This window comes from Pseudomonadota bacterium (assembly GCA_026388215.1).
Classification (GTDB): domain Bacteria; phylum Desulfobacterota; class Syntrophorhabdia; order Syntrophorhabdales; family Syntrophorhabdaceae; genus JAPLKF01.
In genome coordinates this window covers 1-16,520 of sequence record JAPLKF010000015.1, presented here as the reverse complement: position 1 = coordinate 16,520, position 16,520 = coordinate 1, and the positions used below count along the sequence as shown (strand labels likewise).

Genomic DNA, 16,520 nt, shown 5'->3' with positions numbered 1-16,520 from the left:
GAGGTACTTCAATGTGTATATCTATTCTGTCAATCAGGGGTCCGGAAATCCTTGATCTGTACCTGTGAATCTGGGAACCATTGCAGATGCATGATTTTCTTGGATCCCCCCAGTAACCGCAGGGACACGGGTTCATGGCAGCAACAAGCATAAACCTTGCTGGAAAGGTAATGGCATGCGTAACCCTCGAAATGGTTACATCCCCATCCTCAAGGGGTTGCCGCAAGGCATCAAGAACATTTCTCTTATACTCCGGGAACTCATCAAGAAACAACACACCATTATGGGCAAGGCTTATCTCTCCTGGCTTCGGAACATGACCACCGCCAATTAATCCTGCATCTGAGATGGTATGATGAGGCGACCTGAATGGCCTTTCAACCATAAGGTACCTGTTGACGTTTAAAAGACCGGCAATACTATGTATCTTCGTTGTCTCAATTGCCTCTTCATAATTCAGTGGTGGTAGTATAGTGGGAATTCTTCTCGCAAGCATAGTTTTACCTGACCCTGGAGGACCAATCATCAATACATTGTGACCCCCGCTCGCAGCAATCTCCAGCGCTCTCTTTGCCTGAATATGTCCCTTTATATCTGAAAAGTTCAAGCCATTGTCCTTCATATTATCTTCAGATATCCTGCTTTGTGCTCCAAATTCTTTCAATTCCGCCTCTCCCTTAAAGAATTGAACAATCTCGAGGAGGTGGCTTGCACCATGTATTTTTATATCCCTGACTATTGACGCTTCATTGCCATTCTCGTACGGCACTACGATATTTTTTATACCATCTTTGCTTGCCAGTATTGTTATGGGCAAAATCCCTCTTACACCTTTTATCCTTCCATCGAGAGAGAGTTCTCCTGCAATAAGGTAATCTCTCATTGCCTCTTCCCTTATTATTCCCATGGAGGCAAGTATGCCCAAAGCTATCGGCAGATCGAAAGAAGAGCCTTCCTTCCTCACATCTGCCGGGGCAAGGTTTATTGTAATTCTGTCGTTTGGAAACTCAAATCCAGCATTTTTTATCGCAGCCCTCACTCTCTCTCTACTCTCCTTCACAGAGGTTTCGGGCAATCCCACAATATTAAAAGAGGGTAATCCAAAGGATATATCGACTTCCACATCTATTTTTATGCCGTCTATGCCATAAGTGGTCGCTGTGAAAACTTTAGAAATCACCTTATAACCCCCGATTTTATAACCCCTTGCTAAATGCTAAGAGGACAACTTATTTACTATCTTTCTCACCTCCTGGGCCCTGTCCACGCCGCAGATGAGAATACCATCTTTTGACGCAACAATGACAAGATGGGAAACACCGATTGTTCCCACCACCAGATCGTCCCCATATATAACGCAATTCCTCGTATCAAAACATATAGCATCCCCTTTTATGTAGTTTCCATGCTCATCAACCTCCAGAACCCTTAAAAGGGATGCCCATGTCCCGATGTCATCCCACCTGAAATAAGAAGGGATCATTAATACATTATCGGCCTTTTCCATAAGCCCATAATCTATAGACCTTCTTGCAAGATTTTTATAAATTGCCCCTATCGCTTCTCTATCGTTTGAAACCAACGCATCCTGAATCCTTAAAAGTCCATCATAGAGGTCTGGCATATGCCTTTCAATCCCTCTCAAGACCGCATCTGTCTGCCAGATAAACATGCCACTATTCCAGTAATAATTCCCTTCCTCTATATACTGCATTGCCCTGCTAAAATCCGGTTTTTCAACAAACCTGTTTACCCTGTAGCATTCCACATCTCCTGAAACACCGAACCTTTCATATGCATTAATATAACCATATCCTGTTTCCGGCCTTATTGGATTTATTCCAACTGTAACAAGATAATCCCCAATCCTTGCAATCTTCACCCCATGAGATATCACTTTTGCAAAACCATCCATGTCAGGTATGTAATGGTCAGCAGGTAAAGTAACCATGATAGCCTTACTATCTATTTTCAGGAGTGAGACTGCTGCAAAACCTATACAAGGGGCAGTATCTTTCCCTTCCGGTTCAACGATAAAATTTTCATCAGGTAAATCTTCAAGCTGTTTCTTTGCTATCTCCGTGTGGGCTTTGCCCAGAATAATAAATATTCTCTCTCTCGGTACTATCCTGAGAGCCCTCTCAACGGTCAGTTGAATCATGGTTTTATCACCTACAAGCTTCAGGAAAGGTTTAGGGACAAGTTCAGTACTTAAGGGCCAGAACCTCTCCCCTCTTCCTCCTGCCATTATCACACAATATGTATGTTCCATGTTATTACCTCACTGCTTAATCCATTTGCTCGAGGATCCTCGGCAATATCTGAGATGCAGTTCCTTCAAAAAAGTAATCCGATATGGATGAAGTAAAAGGTGTCGGAGAAATGTTTATTTCAACAATCGTTGCCCCCCTTGATTTCACCATATAGGGTATTTCTGCAGCAGGGTATACAACCCCCGATGTCCCGATTATAAACATTATGTTGCACCTGTTTGCCTCCTCATTCGCCCTTATCATCTCAAGCATTGGTATGCCCTCCCCAAAAAATACAACGTCAGGCTTCAAAACACCATTACATTTTTCACATCTCGGGTAAGGAATAACGTCTATTAGCTCATGCGAGAGGGGAGTCCTCTTTGAACAACCCATGCATACAAGCCATCTGTGATTGCCATGATATTCTATTACATTGTTGTTACCAGCAATATGGTGGAGACCATCAACATTCTGCGTAATAACCGCCTTTAAAAACCCCCTGGTTTCTAATTCACTCAGGACAAGATGTGCAGGGCTGGGCTTAGCACTCAAAATAACCTGTGACATTTCCCGGAGCATTACCCAGACCTTTTCAGGATTGCTAATAAAAGCCCGTATATGTGCATACTCCATGGGGTCATATTTTTCCCATAGTCCCTGCCCACCACGAAAGGTGGGAATACCGCTATCTGCAGATATACCTGAACCTGTAAATGCAACCACATATCCCTTTTCTTTAACAAGTTCCGCTACCTTCTGATAATCATCCACCTCATTATCCTCCCTGGAAATCTTTATAAATGACAACCACAAATCCACCCTGCCTTACTCAGAGAACCTTCCAGCCTTTATGGATATCCCTGAAGGCCGGTATAATACCAAAACCATCTGCCTTTTTTACTGCCCTTTTTATAGCCTCCGCTATTACAAAGTCACCCAGCACCCCTACCTGATTAATGTCTGAATCAAGTTCACCTGCTGAAAGGGCAAAAACAAGGTCTCCATCAAAGGTTGTATGAACCGGACTTATCGTTTTTATCAATCCACCCTGGGCCATCTGAGCAACCTTTGTTATATCCCTCTTATTAAACCGGGCATTCGTAGCTATCACAGCAAGGGTCGTATTCACGAGACCAAATTGTTTTTTCACAAAACCCTTTTTGAGGCAATCTACCGTGTTTGCAAACTCAAGACTTTTCTCTGATGTCCTTAACCCCACAATAATCTTTCCAGTAATATTATCTATGATATCCCCAAAGGCATTTACCACTACAAGTGCACCTACCTTCAATCCATCGGGCATCACAATACTGCATGTACCAACACCGCCCTTCATAGCCCTCGTTATTTCAAAAAGCTTCCCTACTGTTGCCCCCACGCCTGCTCCTACACTCCCCTCTTCAACCAGTTCACCTGCATTTACACAGGCCTTATAACCCATATCTGATGTTGGTCTTGCCTTTGGATCACCAAAAAAAAGGTCAAAAATCACAGCAGTAGGGACAATTGGAATCTTTATTATACCTACGTCAAACCCTACCTCTTTCTCTTCGAGGTAACGCATGACCCCGGTTGCCGCATCAAGCCCAAAGGAACTGCCACCGCACAGGAGTATTGCATGTACCTCCTCTACTATATGACTTATATTCAATGCATCTACCTGTCTTGTACCGGATGCACTCCCCCTTATATCCAGGCCACAAACTGCACCCCCCTCGCAGAGGATAACTGTACATCCAGTATACCCAACATAGTCAGACGCATGACCAACCTTTATACCTCTTATATCAGTGATGGCATTTAACATGATAGAAAAACCTTATCAAAAGGAAATTTTAATGTCAATCCTGTAAATAACTATTTACCTTTATAGACTTCTCCTCGTTGAGCCTCTGCATATCTGTTTTCATTTTTTTAAGTTTTTCCATTATCCTGTCGTACTTGATCGAGAGTATCTCGCATGCAAGGATTGCTGCATTTCTTGAAGCATCAATACCCACCGTAGCCACAGGTATTCCTTTTGGCATCTGGACAATAGACAAAAGGGCATCAATCCCGTTCAATGCCTTACTGCTGGTAGGAACACCAATAACCGGTAATGTTGTATGGGATGCTAAAACCCCTGGAAGGTGAGCTGCCATACCCGCTACAGCTATTATAACCTCAAAACCCTCTTTCCTTGCCTTCTTGGCATAATTCATAGTTTTGACAGGATGACGGTGTGCCGACGAGACATCCAGTTTAAAAGACACCCCGATTTCTTTCAAAAACTTCAACCCATCTTCTATTATAGGGAGGTCGCTATCACTACCAATAAGGATGAGGACTTTTGGCTTTTCCATATACGCTCCTTTAAATAATAAAGATTGATTAGCCCAAGAGTTAAATCATACATGAAAATATTTGTTTTTTCTATAGAGATAAACATAGCAAAAAAGGATTTGATATAATTTGCATTACAACATGTTTTTTGAGAATATATAGAAGCATGGCTATAAGGGCTCATATATAAGGGCTGACTACATGGAAATAATAGATTTTATCACAGAGATTCCGCTTTTCAAGGGACTGCCGGAAAGACAGATTGTCGAGATATCAAAAATCGCTCTGAATCACTCATTCAATCGCGGGCAGACTGTATTTTCTGAGGGTGATGAGGCAAATGGCTTTTATGTTTTACTCTCAGGACGTATTAAAATCTTCAAGCTCTCTCCAGAAGGAAAGGAACAGATTCTCCATATCTTTGAATCCGGCGAACCCTTCGGCGAAGCTGCGGTATTTGCAGGCGAGACGTTTCCAGCCTATGCCGAAACATTAGAGGAGAGTGAGGTTATCTTTTTCCCAAGAAAGGCCTTTATGGAGTTGATTAAAAGAGATCCGTCCCTGACAATGAACATGCTGGCAATACTATCTCTGCGCCTTAAACATTTTACCCGACTTGTTGAGGACCTTTCGCTCAAGGAAGTTCCTCAAAGACTTGCGGCTTACCTCCTTTACCTCAGCGAAAGCAAAAATGAACCGAATAATGTGGAATTAGAAATCCTGAAAGGTCAGCTGGCAAGCCTTTTGGGGACTATCCCCGAAACATTATCACGCATCTTAAGCAAAATGGCGAGCCAGGGATTCATACAGGTTCAGGGACGCAAAATAAAATTATTGGACAGGAAGGCCTTAAAAGATCTCGCCTCAGGGGAAAAATTCCTGCTATAGTTTATATTTCCATTTTCTTTTCTTCTTCTGTGTATCTCAATATCTCAACAACTGAAACAAAAAGTGCCAGTATAAGCGGCCCCATGATAAATCCTATGAATCCAAACAATTTTATCCCCCCCAGAATGCTGAAAAAGATAACAAGGGTTGGCATCTTTATCCTCCCGCGAATGATAAGGGGTCTCAAAATGTTATCGACTGCACTTATTCCAAACACACCGATAAGGATAAGGATTATCCCCTTTAACACCGAGCCCTGCAAGAAAAGATAGCCTACTGCCGGTCCCCATATTACAAATGTACCGACTATCGGTATAAAAGAGGTAATAAATATTGAAAGCCCCCAGACAACAGGCGACGGTATTCCCAGTATAGAAAAGGCAATCCCCCCGATGACCCCCTGAACAATCGCCACCGTTACCCCACCATAAATTGTTGATATGATAATATCCTTTATCTGTTTAATCAGCTTATCTCTCTGTCTTTTTGAAAAGGGCATATAGTTACCAATTTTTTCCAGAAATTCAGGCCCATCTTCAAGGAGAAAAAAGATAGAGAGAATCATAAGAATAAAGTCCAATGCAGCCAATGCAACATTGCCCAGGCCACTCGTAACGATATTAACGGATTCCTTTCCCAACCTTGTAATATTATCAACAATCGTCTTTTGGAGTTCTGCCTCAGTTAAATTAAATATCGACAATATCTTATTGATAATCACCTTTATACCCGGGTGCTGTAAAAGATCTTTCATGGGGACAAGCCTTCCAGCTTCTATGGAATCCACCAGGGATTTCAATTCCTGACTCAAAAGATATGACAAGTAGGAAAAAGGACCAAGAAGGATCAAGAGTATGACACAGAGGGTTATGAATGATGCTAAAGATTTCCATTTTATAAACCTGAGGATAAAGACATAGAGCGGATAGAACACCATAGACAGAACAATAGCCCATGCTATGGGAGACAAAAAGGGTTTTAATATCTGGTAGCTTAAATAACCAAGGAGTAATACGAGGGATACCAGTACAATCAAGTAAAATCTATTATTCGACATGTTTATTCAAAAAGAACTTTCCTAAAAAAGAAACTTCTCTTAGGCCCTTGGTGAAATTTCTATCTTATCTATCTTATATTTATATATTCTAAACCTTATACGAGTTTCTTCTTTTCCTTCTCGTATGCCTCCTTGCCTGCCTCAACGGCTGAGGTTATAATTGACTTTTCCTTTTCTAAAAAATCCTTTCCCTTTTCTACAGCAGACTCCGCCTTTTCCTTTGCCTGTTCAATATAGCTCTCTGCCTTTCCCTTTGCATCTTCTGTCAGGTCTTTAATCATCCTTCTTGTTTCCTGCCCTGTTTTAGGCGCAACCAATAGCGCAACACCCGCGCCAACGACTCCCCCAAACAGGAATGCAAGAAGCATAGAGCTCGCACTGAAACCACTTTCTTCTTGTGCCATATGTTACCTCCTCTTTATTAAGTTTTTTTACCCTTTAATAAAAGACTTTTAAACAGATACCCAAAAGCTGCCTTAACACCTGCCCTCAAACCTGATACATGAGAGGTAATATCCTGCAGGATTTCACTCGTATGCCTAACATTTTCACCTACTTCCCTTATAGAACCTGAAAGCATCTTCACATCCTCTGTCACAGTCGTAATATTGTCCGTTACATTTCTCACACTTTTTAGAGTCTGCTGAATTTCCTCAAGTGTTGGCTTCAGGGATTCCTCTGTTGTCTTTAAAGAGTTTTCTGCTGTGCTCAGAAATTCCCTCAATCTCATTATTGCAGCTTTTAGCTCAAGGATAATATAAATAAAACCACACACCGCTGCAACAACTGCGAGGGTTATAATACCGAAAAAGATAGTATTCATTTTGCCTCCATTTAAATATAACCACCCTTTTTTCTAAAAACAAGAAAGGTTCTCAGTTAAAATACTTCTTCAACAAAATCCTATCAGAGTTATCCGAACAGTGTCAAGCACTTTACAGCCCTAAATCCAAATGGGTTAACTGATTCTGGTTTTTACAAAAAAACTAATAAGAAAAATAATAGCCATCACCAGACCCGATATGACATAGATGTATAATCCCCAGGCAAAATAGCCCATCATATTTACGAAATAGGTACTATTAAATATAAATCCCCAGTAAAAGACAAAAAGGTAAGACACAATGAGCCCCAACCTGTGTCTGCCTAACAAGAGACATATAGAATTTATCAATACAAGGAGAATGACTTCCCAGAGGGGAACAGAAAAATCTTTATCCGAAAAAAATTGCAAAAACCCAATAACAGGTTTCATGCCTTAAATCACCTCCTGTAAGAAGCTTCGTCCTATAATTATAGCCAGGTTGAAATAAATGTAAAGCAGTATATTGATTGTGTCTTTCTTACTCATGCTGCTTCGTCATCAAAGACTCATGAAAAATGTTCCTGAAGCACGACATCACGGTACGGTTTCATTGCGAACGAAGTTGAGCAACATGACAGGGGCGACCCGTCTTTCTGTGACGGGTACCCCGAAAAGGTTGGAAGGTCCCGAAGGGAAAATGGACATGTCCGAAGCCACTGAAAGGGGCAAGTTTGTGCATTTTAGTGGAATGAATGTTCGGGTACCCGCTTGCGGGTGATGGTCTGGAATGTAGTGCGGAGTGCGAAGGAATTTTTTTCATGAATGCCATAATTTATTGTTTGAGAGCGAAGTGGCATCGGAATCCTTCCTTGACATGGGGTGCCACATAACGCATAATTTAACCCGATGAAAAAATACACACTCCACAGGGATATCTCTCCAAAAAAGACCCTCATAGAATATGAAAAGGAGTTAAATGAAGAACAGTTAAGGGTAGTAATGTCCGGAGATGGCCCAATACTTGTTATTGCAGGGGCCGGAAGTGGCAAAACAAGGGTTGTTACATACAGGGTTGCAAGACTTTTAGAAAAGGGTCTATCCCCAAACAGCATACTGCTGCTCACCTTCACAAACAAAGCGGCCCGTGAGATGCTCCACAGGGTTGAGCATCTCTTAAAGATAGACACACGATACATGTGGGGCGGGACATTCCACCACATAGGTAATATGATTTTGAGACAGCACAGCGACCTTGTCGGTTTTAAGAGAAACTTCTCAATCCTCGACAATGAAGATGCCAAGGATCTCATTGAATCGGTGATTAAGGAGTCAAAGATAGATAGAAAGGCAAGAAGATTCCCGAAAGGTGCAATATTAAAAGAGTTATTCAGCTACTCGATAAACACAATGAAGGACCTTGAGGAATCCATGAAAGAAAGGGCACCCTATTTCTTCGATATTATTGACGAGATTTCAGCAGTCCAGAAACAATACATGAAAAAGAAGGTAGCAACAAATGTAATGGATTTTGATGACCTGCTCTATTACTGGCACAAAATACTTGCAGAACATGAGGAATTGAGAAAATTTTACGCAGTAACCTTTTCCCATATCCTGGTGGATGAATACCAGGATACAAACAAGATACAGGCAGATATTGTTGATTTTGTAGGCCTTATAAACAGAAATGTGATGGTGGTGGGTGATGATGCACAGAGCATCTATTCCTTCCGGGGGGCAAACTTCCAGAATATCCTAAATTTTCCAAAAAAATACGAGGAGACGAATATATTCAAACTTGAGACCAACTACAGAAGCACACCTGAAATATTAGAGCTTGCAAATAACTCTATATCCAAAAACAAAGAACAATTCTTAAAGGTACTAAGGAGTATCAAAAAAAGCGGAGATGTTCCAATTATTGCACCCTCAAGGGATGTAATGCAACAGGCAGAATTTGTAGCCCAGAGGGTTTTAGAGTTGAGGGATGAAGGCATACCCCTTAACCATATAGCAATTCTCTATAGGGCCCACTACCACTGTATGGAGTTGCAGATGGAGTTTACCCGCAGGGACATACCATTCGAGATAAGGAGCGGACTCCGTTTTTTTGAACAGGCCCACATAAAAGATGTGGTTGCCTTCCTGAGGTTGATGGTGAATCCCTACGATGAAATCTCATGGAAAAGGATGCTGAAGTTATTTCCGAGGATTGGGAAGAGAACAGCAGAACATATTTACGAGTACATAAAAACATACAGCAATCCTGTTGATTTATTCACCTCAAAGAAGATAGCCGATGCATTTAAAAACATACACAAAGAGAATATCGAGATATGGTCAAAATTATTTAGTGAACTCACAAGTTTACAGGCACAGGAAGCACCATCCGATATGATTTCTGCAGTATTGAAACACGGTTACACAGAATATCTGAAGTATAACTACCCAAACTATGATGCAAGACTCGAAGACATCGGCCAGCTGATGAACTTCTCCACACAATACAGCTCATTGGAAACCTTTTTAAGCGAATTATCCCTGATGAGCGGCATAAGCGGGGAAGAGATTGTTGCGGCTGACAGGGAGGATGAAAGGGTTATCCTGAGCACGATACACCAGGCAAAAGGGCTTGAGTGGAAGGTAGTATTTTTAATATGGTGTGCTGAAGGGAGATTCCCAAATCCAAAGTCCATAGAAGAGGGCGGGCTTGAAGAGGAGAGAAGGTTATTCTATGTTGCAACAACCCGTGCGATGGATGAACTGTATTTGTGTTATCCACTACTAACCTTTGACAAGCAGGTGGGTCACGTTATACTTAAACCTTCAAGATTCATTGCTGAGCTTAAACACACCAACTACGAAGAGTGGCAGGTTTCTGATTATTGGGACTAATAACAGGGGTCAAGGGGTCAAGGATTCGAGGATTTGTATCCTTGAACCCTTTTTGTTTAATTAATAAACACCCTCTTATATTTGTTCATATCCTCAAGCGCTTTCCCACCACCAAGAGTAACCGATATTAGGGGGTCGTCCGCCCGATGAACCTTTATACCTGTCTCTGCCTCTATCCTCTGGTCAAGCCCGTTGAGGAGGGCACCACCGCCTGTCAGTGTCATACCTGATTCGCTCAAATCTGAAACAAACTCGGGGGGCAGCTTCTCCAGCGCCCTCATTATGGAATCTATTATTGCAGATACCGGTTCTTCTATTGCTTCTCTGATTTCATCCTTCGTTATCTTTATAGTCTTCGGTATACCGGTTACCAGGTCCTTCCCCACGATACTTATATAATCATTCCGGGAGTCGTCTGGATACACAGAGGCACCTTCTATCTTGATCTTTTCTGCTGCAATTATCCCGATAGCCATCTGGTATTTCTTTTGCAGGTATCTCACTATGGATTCATCCATCTCATCACCTGCAACCCTCAGGGATTCACTATATGCGATTGCAGAAAGACTGATGATTGCAACCTCTGTTGTTCCTCCCCCTATGTCTACAACCATGTTTCCCCTTGGAAGTTCTATGGGCAATTCTGCACCGATTGCAGCGGCCATCGGTTCCTCTATAAGATATACCTCTCTTATACCCACCTGAAAGCATGCATCTACCACTGCCTTCTTCTCAACCTGTGTAATCCCTGAGGGCACCCCGACAACCATCTTCGGATTCGAAACCTTTCTGTCCCTTTTAACGAGTGATAAAAAATGCTTTATCATTGCCTTTGTTACATCAAAATCTGCAATTACCCCATCCTTCAGTGGTCTTATTGCACTTATATTCGGAGGCGTTCTCCCGATGTATTCTTTTGCCTCTTTTCCAACTGCAATGAGCTTTCCGGTATTGGTCTCAATGGCCACCACCGATGGTTCATTAAGGATGATGCCCTCACCCTTCATGTATATCAGTGTATTTGCAGTGCCAAGGTCCATAGCAAAATGTGTGGAAAAAAAACTGAATAATCTCTTTAAAAAACCCATGCATCCTCCTTACAGTTCACTTATTTTATTTTCTCTTCTGCCTTATCCAAAAGTTCCCAGAGGCTCTTACCATCCTCCGGAAAACTTGACATCCCTGATTCTACGGTAGCGCTCCTGTCTAACGTCTTATCCTCTGATATACCCTTACTGATTGTGTAATTCAAAACCTTCAGAACATTCTTGATTTCCACCATTTCACTACCCCTGAATAGCACATAGAAATGGCCGCCCCCTTTCCTTGCGATGAGGGCATTATTACCCACACAATACCTGATAATCTGAAAGACCTTTTTTAAAAGACTGTTCGTAAATTCATACCCCATTCTCTTATTATACACTTTGAGGTCAGATAGTTTAACCGATAAGAGGGAAAATCTGTCACCCTTTTTAATAATCTTTTCCACTATCCCGAGAAAACTCGGAAACTGGATAGAGCCGGTGACAGGCTCAAAATCTTTTAATTTCTCGAGATTCTCCTTCATCCACAGGAAGGTATAATAAAGGGATAAGAAGGTAGAAATATCCCTCAAAACCCCTATAGACTGTTCCTTTAAGCGGAGCTCGGATAACGAAACAAAACCAACGGCTCCAAGGGGTACATCCCCTGTTATGAGTGGAAATCCAAAGAACTGTCTCGCCTTTATCGCTTCCCCCTGGAAGAACAGGGGCTTCTCCCTTAAGTATCCACTATTGTAAGGGAGTAAGAGTTCTCTTCCTCCTTCCATTACTATGGAAGCAATGCTATTTCCCGGGGGGCATTCCTTCATTATATATTCATCGCCGCTGATTCCATATACTTCATGGACAAACATCCTGCCGTTTCTCTCCATGCCAACAAAACAAAAATCTGCACCCGAAAGATTCAGGGCCTCTTTAAATATCTCATTAATTGAGACCTTCGACAGATTGAGCTCATTGAAAAGATTTATCATTCTTCTTTCAACATATAGTTCTTCATTCTTTTCGTCTATTTCCTGGTATCTCTTCTCCCTTTCAATCTCCTGACGAATCACAGTAGCAAAATTTCCAAGGATCTTCTTTTCCTTATCCGTAAATACCCACTTCCTCTTGCTGTCAACAACGATTACACCATCACCCTCCATGGGGTATCCCATGAAGGACTTAATCCCCTCAGTAGTTCCATAATAACCGAGTGTATCCTCCTCTTTGTCAAAATTCGGTATGATAAGGGGTTCATTATGTTTTATCACCCATCCAGGGAGTGTCCCTTCAATCGGTATACCTCTACTCTTATCAAAACTATTTGCGAATGTTACAGAAGAAAGACATTTCAGGTTCTCACCATCCTTTACAAATAGAGCAACCGTAAATGCCTCATAAATATTGAAGATGAGTTGTGAAAAGCTGTCTACCATGCCCATAAGGAATTATGTCACCATCTCTTTACAGCTGTCAAGGTTACTTAAGCATTATACTCTTCAAACTGTATTATACTATTTTTAATTCCAAACCTCTCGAGTATCCTGCACATGTTGCATTTCTCCCCGTACGATGGATAGCCGCAGTTTACGCAATAACTAATTTCTCTTTCGCCTTCTTTCACCATCTTTAAATAACCCTTTACAAACTGGATTTTAGTCCCCGGGGAGGATTCCTCCAGCTTGTTGAGGATACTTTTATACACAAGGGATTTTGCATCTACAGAGAATGGACACTCCTCGTATTTTTCGAGAGATGCCCTTCCCTTCCCTTAAGTTCTATATTCTTCTTCCACAGGTATTCTTCCTTCCAGTACAGGAGATTCCCAAGGAGCGCAGAGGCTTCATCATCGAGGTTATGCCCCGTTACAAGGACATTATAGCCTTTATCCATACATACCCTGTTCATTACGTAGCGTTTAATCATGCCACAGGCAGAACATGGCGGCCTTCTGATACTCTTTGCAAACTCATCTATGCCTTTTTTGAGAACATCACGGACATGGAATGCATAAACCTTTCTTCCCACTGTATCAGCCATGAGTTTTACCTTATTAAAAGAGGCATCAGAATAGTTATCTATGCCCAGGTCAATGTAAATACCGTCAGCGCCATAACCTGATTTGTTCATCATATACCAGAGGGAAAGGCTGTCCTTGCCGCCTGATACAGCAACAATTGGCATGTCTCCCTTTTCAATCAAATGATATTTCTGGATGGTGTTAAAGACCCTTTTTTCTAAAAAGGCGAGAAAATCTTCTGCACATAAGGCTGTATTGTAGGCTTTTAAACTGATGCTCGCAGTCTCTCCACAAACCCTGCACTTCACCCGCCAGATACCACCCTTATAAATTTTATATTATCATCCTTCCCCAACCTGTAATCCTCCGTAACAAGTCTGTCATTTACAATCACAAGGTGGGTTTCTCTGCTCAACGAGAGTTGCTCAAGCAACTTTGAAACTGTCATCGGTTTTTGAAACTCATGTACCTTACCATCCAGTTCAACTTTCATTGGTATTAGATAGCACAATGGGGGGATGTTGTCAAAAGGTAGGAAAGACTGTCAGCGCTTAGCTATCAACTGTCAGCCAATGAGCAAGATAACACACTAAATGATTGTCATTAACTTTTAAACTCTATGGTTTCCTTTTCTATCTCAGAGTAAAGTTCATCAATCGACCCTTGCAACTCTATGGTCATCTTAAGGGATGTGGCGACTTTGGAGTAATGCTTTGTGTCATCGAGGGTAAGCACCCTTCCCTTCCTGTCCTTAAGCCATTTACTTAATACCTGATAGCCGCCTATATGGTACTGCCAGGTCTCTTCAGCAATCCCTTCAAAATACTGGGTCTCGTTGATGTAGACCCGGTCTTCTTTGCCGTCATAGATTAATTTCTCAACCCTGTCATTGCCCTTTCCCTGGTATTTAGTAGCAGGATGGTCAAGCTCCTGAGTCTTAAGGAGATGGAGGCCAACAAGTTTCTTCCCGTATCCGGCCATCTTGCCGAATAGTTTGTAATCCCCGGTAAAGGGAATCCTCGGGAAATCTATCTTTAAGAATTCGGCATATTTTGTGCGGTAGATATTCGAATAAAGGATGGCGTAGATGTAATAGAAAATCTCCTCCGGTGCAGGTGCGCGCTTATAACGGGCTTTTAATTGTTCGATCAGTTGCGGGGAGATATTCGGTTTTTTTACACTGTAATCACCCTTCTGTTCAAAGAGCATCATTGTACTACCGAAAGACCTCTTCTTATTTGGGATGCCCGTCTCTTTTTTGTCTGTGTCGGGGTAAAGATAGAGAGGGAATGAGTACGACCTTTCTCTTGTTTCCAATGACACAGTACAGTCATTGATAATCATATTTGAACAAAGTGCATGCCTGAATTCACCATTTACCTGTCGATTGGTAATCAAACCAATGTTTTCATGCATCATATGCCGCATTACTTTCTTTACTGTTCTCCATACCACCGCATCATGATAAAAAATCCATTGTACATCAAATGGACGATATAAAACCGGCAAGATATAGCTATCTAAATCTGAATCAACAATTGACTGGAGCATATTCCATGCCTTTCTTATACTCCAACCTTTCTTCTTGTTAATGTTAAAAGATAAGTGAAGATCATCATCGGAGTATTTGCTACCCTTGAAAAGACGTATTCTGTTTAGAAGGGCGTTCTTATCTCTATCTATGACAAAGCAATCTCTTGCCGTTGTAATGCCAACACCATTTACTGGGAATATTTCTGTTATTTTAGAATATTTATCATATTTTTCTAAAAGTCTCTCCTCTCTCGGTGTAAAGAGGTAAAACTCTGACCTCGGCGTAAGTCTTTTCCATTGAGTTGATTTTATATCGTTTTTCAAAAGCCATTCATATTTTGTTTCCCGTAATCCCCAGCATTCCGATTGATATACCGTACATGTCCTCTCCTTGCCTCTCTCTTTTATAAGGAGAACTATTGCTACCCCCTGCATGATGTCAAAGATGTTTTCATCTTTAGAACCGTCAGGGCATTTTTCCTTTTTCAGGCTGTTACCGTGAAGATCGAGGATGTATATTTCATCAAAGCTATCCATTAAAGACTGGCGCATCCCCCTGAATGTGGGATTGTCAAGGTAGCCGTGATTCGTAATAAAGCCTAAAACCCCCTCCCCTGCCTGGTCTATCTTCCATTGTGCAAATCGGATAAACTTCACATAATCATCTTGTAACCATTTGGGGTTTTTTTCTCCGAGAGGCTTCCCATCAACCTGATAGTAAACCTTAATCTCCTTTGATATCCATTTTCCGACATTTGCAGAATGGCCTGAATACGGCGGATTGCCGAGGATTACGAGTATGGGTTGCTCTTTTTTGACCTTGCCCGCCAGATGGGATTCCTCGGATAAGGATACCATGCCGGGAAGCTGTGTCTCCGGAAGTTCCTCCATTTCGAGCGTATTGGTGAGGTAGAGTTTAAACCTGTCATCGTCTTTAAGCCTGTAGCCAAGTTCTTCTAAGAGAAAGGAAATCTTAAGGTGTCCCACTGCATAGGGCGCCATCATCAGTTCAAAGGCATAGAAATTCTTGAGGATGTGCTCTTTTATAAAGCCTTCCTTCTTGCCCGTGCCGTATCTGGAGGTAAACTCCTCAACTGCCAGTTTGCTTGCCTCGGCAAGAAAGGTAAGCGTTCCGGCGGCAGGGTCTAAAACAGTAACCTTGTCGCTTGCAAAACCATCAGGACAGTTGAAATGTTCCTTCAGGATATGATGGAGGGAACGGACAATATAGGAAACTACCGGCTCAGGGGTATAGTAGACCCCTCTCTTCTCCCTTGTTTTAGGGTCGTATTCGGCCAAAAAGGTTTCGTAGAAATGGACGATCGGGTCTTTCCCCTTGCCTTCATGAAAATATTTATGAAGTATCGCATTGACATCGGCAACAGCCAGGACCTCAGAGATATCATCAATGGTCCATTCCATTTGCTGTGGTACATCACCAAGGGAGATGAAACTGAAGATCTCCCTCAAGATGCCGATTGTTTGAGGGATCTTATCGTATGCAAGCTTCCTGTTAAACGTATTTTCCGAGCGTGTTCTTGCAGCAAATAGCCCATATGTGATGGTCTGTGAATAGAGGTCGGCAAAATCCTTCTTTGAAAGGTCATTTATCAAATACTGTTTGAAGGCCTCATAGAAACCCAATATATAACCACTTTTCGACTTTTCTTCTTCTACTAACTGTTCAGCAACGACCTCGTCTCTTAGAAACCGCGTC

17 protein-coding genes are annotated in these 16,520 nt (G+C 41.9%); 2 read left to right on the top strand and 15 right to left on the bottom strand.

Going from position 1 to position 16,520, the window contains the following annotated elements:
• The 5 genes from NTU69_01295 to purE all read right to left on the bottom strand — a co-directional run.
• Positions 1-1,180: YifB family Mg chelatase-like AAA ATPase (locus NTU69_01295; protein ID MCX5802164.1), on the bottom strand; the 1,180-nt coding region annotated here is incomplete at its 3' end.
• 36 nt (positions 1,181-1,216) lie between these two features.
• The gene (locus NTU69_01290) at positions 1,217-2,272 is read right to left on the bottom strand and encodes a mannose-1-phosphate guanylyltransferase (protein MCX5802163.1); all 1,056 of its coding nucleotides are present in this window, start codon (positions 2,270-2,272) and stop codon (positions 1,217-1,219) included.
• A gap of 16 nt (positions 2,273-2,288) precedes the next feature.
• A complete protein-coding gene (locus NTU69_01285) occupies positions 2,289-3,062 on the bottom strand; it encodes an NAD-dependent deacylase (protein MCX5802162.1) in 774 nt (257 codons plus the stop codon).
• 22 nt (positions 3,063-3,084) lie between these two features.
• Entirely contained in the window at positions 3,085-4,062 is a 978-nt protein-coding gene (locus NTU69_01280; protein ID MCX5802161.1) for a P1 family peptidase, read from the bottom strand.
• A gap of 34 nt (positions 4,063-4,096) precedes the next feature.
• Positions 4,097-4,597 carry a 5-(carboxyamino)imidazole ribonucleotide mutase gene (gene purE, locus NTU69_01275; GenBank protein ID MCX5802160.1) on the bottom strand — a complete coding sequence of 167 codons (501 nt, stop codon included), beginning with the start codon at positions 4,595-4,597 and terminating at the stop codon, positions 4,097-4,099.
• 181 nt (positions 4,598-4,778) lie between these two features.
• Between purE and NTU69_01270 the strand changes: the two genes are divergently transcribed.
• Positions 4,779-5,465: a Crp/Fnr family transcriptional regulator gene (locus NTU69_01270; protein ID MCX5802159.1), complete on the top strand. Its 687-nt coding sequence runs from the start codon at positions 4,779-4,781 to the stop codon at positions 5,463-5,465.
• A 1-nt stretch (position 5,466) separates the two neighbouring features.
• Here the strand turns inward: NTU69_01270 and NTU69_01265 are convergent, their stop codons facing one another.
• The 4 genes from NTU69_01265 to NTU69_01250 form a co-directional block, all read right to left on the bottom strand.
• A complete protein-coding gene (locus NTU69_01265; protein ID MCX5802158.1) occupies positions 5,467-6,522 on the bottom strand; it encodes an AI-2E family transporter in 1,056 nt (351 codons plus the stop codon).
• A 95-nt stretch (positions 6,523-6,617) separates the two neighbouring features.
• Positions 6,618-6,926: a YtxH domain-containing protein gene (locus NTU69_01260; protein MCX5802157.1), complete on the bottom strand. Its 309-nt coding sequence runs from the start codon at positions 6,924-6,926 to the stop codon at positions 6,618-6,620.
• 17 nt (positions 6,927-6,943) lie between these two features.
• The gene (locus tag NTU69_01255) at positions 6,944-7,345 is read right to left on the bottom strand and encodes a DUF948 domain-containing protein (GenBank protein ID MCX5802156.1); all 402 of its coding nucleotides are present in this window, start codon (positions 7,343-7,345) and stop codon (positions 6,944-6,946) included.
• A 135-nt stretch (positions 7,346-7,480) separates the two neighbouring features.
• Positions 7,481-7,777: a hypothetical protein gene (locus NTU69_01250; GenBank protein MCX5802155.1), complete on the bottom strand. Its 297-nt coding sequence runs from the start codon at positions 7,775-7,777 to the stop codon at positions 7,481-7,483.
• 456 nt (positions 7,778-8,233) lie between these two features.
• Between NTU69_01250 and NTU69_01245 the strand changes: the two genes are divergently transcribed.
• Positions 8,234-10,222, top strand: a complete 1,989-nt coding sequence (locus tag NTU69_01245) for an ATP-dependent helicase (protein ID MCX5802154.1) — start codon at positions 8,234-8,236, stop codon at positions 10,220-10,222.
• Positions 10,223-10,278: 56 nt separating this feature from the next.
• Here the strand turns inward: NTU69_01245 and NTU69_01240 are convergent, their stop codons facing one another.
• The 6 genes from NTU69_01240 to NTU69_01215 form a co-directional block, all read right to left on the bottom strand.
• Positions 10,279-11,310, bottom strand: a complete 1,032-nt coding sequence (locus NTU69_01240; protein ID MCX5802153.1) for a rod shape-determining protein — start codon at positions 11,308-11,310, stop codon at positions 10,279-10,281.
• A 20-nt stretch (positions 11,311-11,330) separates the two neighbouring features.
• The gene (locus NTU69_01235; GenBank protein MCX5802152.1) at positions 11,331-12,692 is read right to left on the bottom strand and encodes a diguanylate cyclase; all 1,362 of its coding nucleotides are present in this window, start codon (positions 12,690-12,692) and stop codon (positions 11,331-11,333) included.
• A gap of 41 nt (positions 12,693-12,733) precedes the next feature.
• A complete protein-coding gene (locus NTU69_01230; GenBank protein MCX5802151.1) occupies positions 12,734-12,955 on the bottom strand; it encodes a hypothetical protein in 222 nt (73 codons plus the stop codon).
• Between the two features lie 14 nt (positions 12,956-12,969).
• Complete coding sequence (locus tag NTU69_01225) at positions 12,970-13,578, bottom strand: hypothetical protein (protein MCX5802150.1); 609 nt, start codon at positions 13,576-13,578, stop codon at positions 12,970-12,972.
• Positions 13,575-13,763 (bottom strand): MoaD/ThiS family protein, encoded by a 189-nt coding sequence (locus tag NTU69_01220; GenBank protein MCX5802149.1) that lies wholly within the window; start codon positions 13,761-13,763, stop codon positions 13,575-13,577. Before NTU69_01220 ends, NTU69_01225 begins: the two co-directional genes overlap by 4 nt.
• Before the next feature lie 110 nt (positions 13,764-13,873).
• On the bottom strand, positions 13,874-16,520 hold a 2,647-nt coding region (locus tag NTU69_01215), incomplete at its 5' end, for an N-6 DNA methylase (protein MCX5802148.1).